The following is a 3,617-nucleotide window of genomic DNA, read 5'->3' as shown; positions in this document are numbered from 1 at the left end:
TTTAACCTGTAACTTTTCTGCAATTAGGTAATATGAATATCACAAGCATTAAGGAGCTTAGTGGTTTTAGATGACACTTCGGCGGTGATCCATTCACCGCCATTTATTCTTATCTTCGTTATTGACTTCAGATACTCAATCAAATCCTCAACCGAATATTTACTCGTCAGCCCATGATCCTTAATCACTCTGAAAAGCCTGTAACAGAGCATCAATGCAACATGATTTATAAAAGCCCATGACTCAAGGGCATCCTCATCCTGCATATAACTGCTGTCCTGTCCCAGCAGATTTTTGAGCATGTCAAAAGACTGCTCGATATCTGCGCGCTGTTTATACGTGTCGTATATTTCTTTTGCCCCTATGGTCATGTTGCTCAGCATCACTATCGTGCCAAAGTCATATTGTTTCTGTAAGAATCCCTCGGGAGTATATCCCTCTATATCTGCATCTATCCTCTTCTGATAATCACAGGCTTCCCTGGACCTTAAATCCTCGTCTACAAAAGTATGTACCATCCTTCCGTTGCCCACAGAACGGGAGTAGTAACAAACAAGCCTATCCCTGAATATAAACCTACCGTCAAAAGATGACTTATCTCCCGTTTTTATAACGCTTCTGTCAAACAAGCTGCTGCTTCGCCTAAGCGGGATAATATACTCTATCCCTGATTCTTCAAGGATCGTAAAATTCTTCTCTGAACCAAATCCCTTATCCGAAACTACTACGGCATTGTTTATACCCGATTCTTTAATAGCTATGCCAAAGGCAGAAACATCGCGGATATTTCCAGGCAGTATCCTGTAATAAGCCGGCTCACCTTTATCCTTGGCAAAGGCATAAAGGAGGCTTATTTGCGGTGTAAATACCCGTTTGCTGTTATATCCGATACGGTTGATATCCATTTCCCCTGATTCGGAGAATATGCCGGTGGCATCAAAGAACAAATGACTGCTTTGTCCGACAAACCTTCTCATAAATGCACATATATCTTCTCTGCGGGTCCCAAGGTCACGAAGCAGTGCGCTTATACTCTTTCCTGACATCTGCTGTTTCTGATAAAACTCCGATACAAAAGAATGTGTGTAATAATGCTCCATCCGCTTAAAAGGAGTCCTGTACATTGTCCTGAGAAAAGATACAGTGATTATTTGCTGCCAGATATCCGGAAACTGGCCCTTAAGAGATGAGATAATATCACCGGAAATATCCTGTAAATATTGGCTTGCTCCAAATTCCTTATGACTAAGACTTGCGGCGTCGGAATGTTTCAGGTTCCGTGTTGTTCTAGGCGGGATAAGTCCCTCTTCTGTAATAGTACCCAAATATGCTTTGGTTATTTTCTGAGCCCGACCTTTTTCCTTATTCCATACAGAAGATACTTCATATAGATAATAATGCCCGTTAACGCAATTGATTTGAGTTCCTTTTCTTTTATGCTTCAGCACCCATTCCGGATAAGCCATAGCTACCCCTCCAATATTACTCAAGTGAGTAATATGAATATAGCATAAAATATAGCGGGAAGCAAGCGTAAATTAAGGTCCTACACCGTATTCCCACCATGCTTCAAAATAAATTCTTGGTCAGTATTACTCAATCTGGGAAAAGTTACAGTTTAATGTATGCGAATTGGATGAAGTGCTTGATTTCAACAGCAATATGTTTTACTGTGACCCCTACCCGCACACATTTGATGGCGTCTGCTGTCGGACCCGCGCAGCCTCCAAGGGGATAAATTGTATTTCTCTACATGAGGGGGGGGTTGAAAAATTGGATTCAGGGCCAAGGATCCGGCAAGAGCTGCGGCTGATATCAGCCGCAGCTCTTGCCGTTTAAACATAAAAACCTACTTATACTTTCTTTGCTTTCTTAATAGCCTCAACTGCCATTGTTTTCCGGAGAGCCCATGCAAAGCTTCCAAATCCAAGCGCTATACAGAAAATCATATTAGCTTGCCACATATTTATGTCCTCCTTCTACATTTCTGCCGCAATTAGTCCAGCTTGTTCGAATGGACAAGTTTCTTGGACATCTTGCCGTTCAGCACAAAAAGAATAACAGCAAGAACTCCCCACTCCACGACCATAGAGCCAGGGGTATATGCGTACTTCTGCAGCGGCCAGAATTTGAACCATTCCCCAGGATACCACGTAATTGACTGGTAGACCCACCAGCCCCATACAAGTGCAAACTCGACGGGGAAGAACTTGATGATCGACCACATCCACTTGTATTTTATGTCTGAGCAAGGCTTGATATCCTCTTCCCAGAGTTTGTCCACTCCGACCTTAATTGCTGCAACGGAGTAGAGCAGTCCAACCATCAGAAGTCCGACGCCCCAGACCATGTCCTGATTCTCAAAGACACCGTTGTCCAGAGCCGACCAGGTGCCGACGACAAGGAAGAATGCCGTAATAAGGAACGTGGCCTTTGGACGGCTGAAGCCCATGTCCATAAGGTTGCGGCATCCAAGCTCCACCATTGCTATAACCGAACTGAGGGCTGCGGAGAACAGAGCTACGAAGAACAGCACCGCCATTAGAAATCCGCCGGTGGTATGTGCGAACAGGTTTGTCAGGTTGACAAATGTAAGCCCATTAGCGCCTGATTTCATAACGGCCATAGGATCGGTAGAAAGCGCGAAGACTGCAGGCAGGACGACCATACATGCCAGCATAGCTGCGACCATATCTCCAAAACATGCCGTGAATGCGTTAAGCTCAATGTCTTCATCCTTGGATGCATAGACAAAGTATACATGGAACATGCCCCAGCCTGCTCCTGACGACCAAGCCGCCTGTGTGAATGCAGCAAGCCAGACTTTCGGACTCGCGAAATCCGCAGTGTTAACATGGTACATATACTCAAGTCCCTTCCATGAATCTGGGAGCATCAGAACGCGAATGACCAAAAATGCCAGAATTACAAAAATTGCCGGAATCATTATCTTGTTCGCCGTTTCAATACCGCCCTGAACTCCGCGCACTATGATAGCTGCCGCAATCAAGACCGCAATCACAAACCAAACCCATGCTTCAACCGCAGGAGGGGTCGTTGCGAAGTTCTTCCACACTTCGGCAGTTAGATTGGTACCGCCGGCCTTTACCTGAGAGAGGAAACCGGTGAATATGAGAGAGAGGTATTTCATGACCCAGCCCAGAACTACAACATAGTAACAGCCGAGCATTACACACACCATAGCACACCAGCCGCCTACCCATGACCATTTGTCTCCGAGGAGCACTTTGAAAGCTCCCGCGTTCGCCATTCGCGTCTTCTTGCCGAAGACAGATTCAGCACAAATAAGGGGAACCGCCCAGATAAAATATGCCAAAAAACAGATAAGAATAAATGCTCCTCCGCCGTTACTCGCAACTTCGCGCGGGAAGCGCCAGATATTTCCTGTTCCAACCGCCATACCAAGGACGGTGCAGATAAGTCCCCAACGGCTTTTAAACTGATCGCCGCCCTGTTTGATTTCAGCCATATCCCAGACCTCGCTTTCTTTTCATCGCCAGATTTTGGATCAAGAGAAAAAAAGTAAGAAGCAAATCCATGAAACTTTTATGTGCCGGTTACACCGCCTTATCAACTGCTGTGCGCACTTGCCCTCC

At 45.5% G+C, this 3,617-nt stretch carries 2 protein-coding genes; both read right to left on the bottom strand.

Annotated features, from left to right (window positions below; genetic code table 11):
• Positions 1–23: 23 nt before the first annotated feature.
• Positions 24–1,466 (bottom strand): transposase, encoded by a 1,443-nt coding sequence (locus tag LLF78_02090; protein ID MCE5201291.1) that lies wholly within the window; start codon positions 1,464–1,466, stop codon positions 24–26.
• 530 nt (positions 1,467–1,996) lie between these two features.
• Positions 1,997–3,490, bottom strand: a complete 1,494-nt coding sequence (locus LLF78_02085; protein ID MCE5201290.1) for a sodium-dependent transporter — start codon at positions 3,488–3,490, stop codon at positions 1,997–1,999.
• Between the last annotated feature and the right edge of the window lie 127 nt (positions 3,491–3,617).

The sequence above is a fragment of the Synergistaceae bacterium genome (assembly GCA_021372895.1).
Lineage (GTDB): Bacteria > Synergistota > Synergistia > Synergistales > Synergistaceae > JAJFTP01.
The sequence above is the reverse complement of the archived record's forward strand: the minus strand, read 5'-3'. Positions and strand labels throughout refer to the sequence as shown.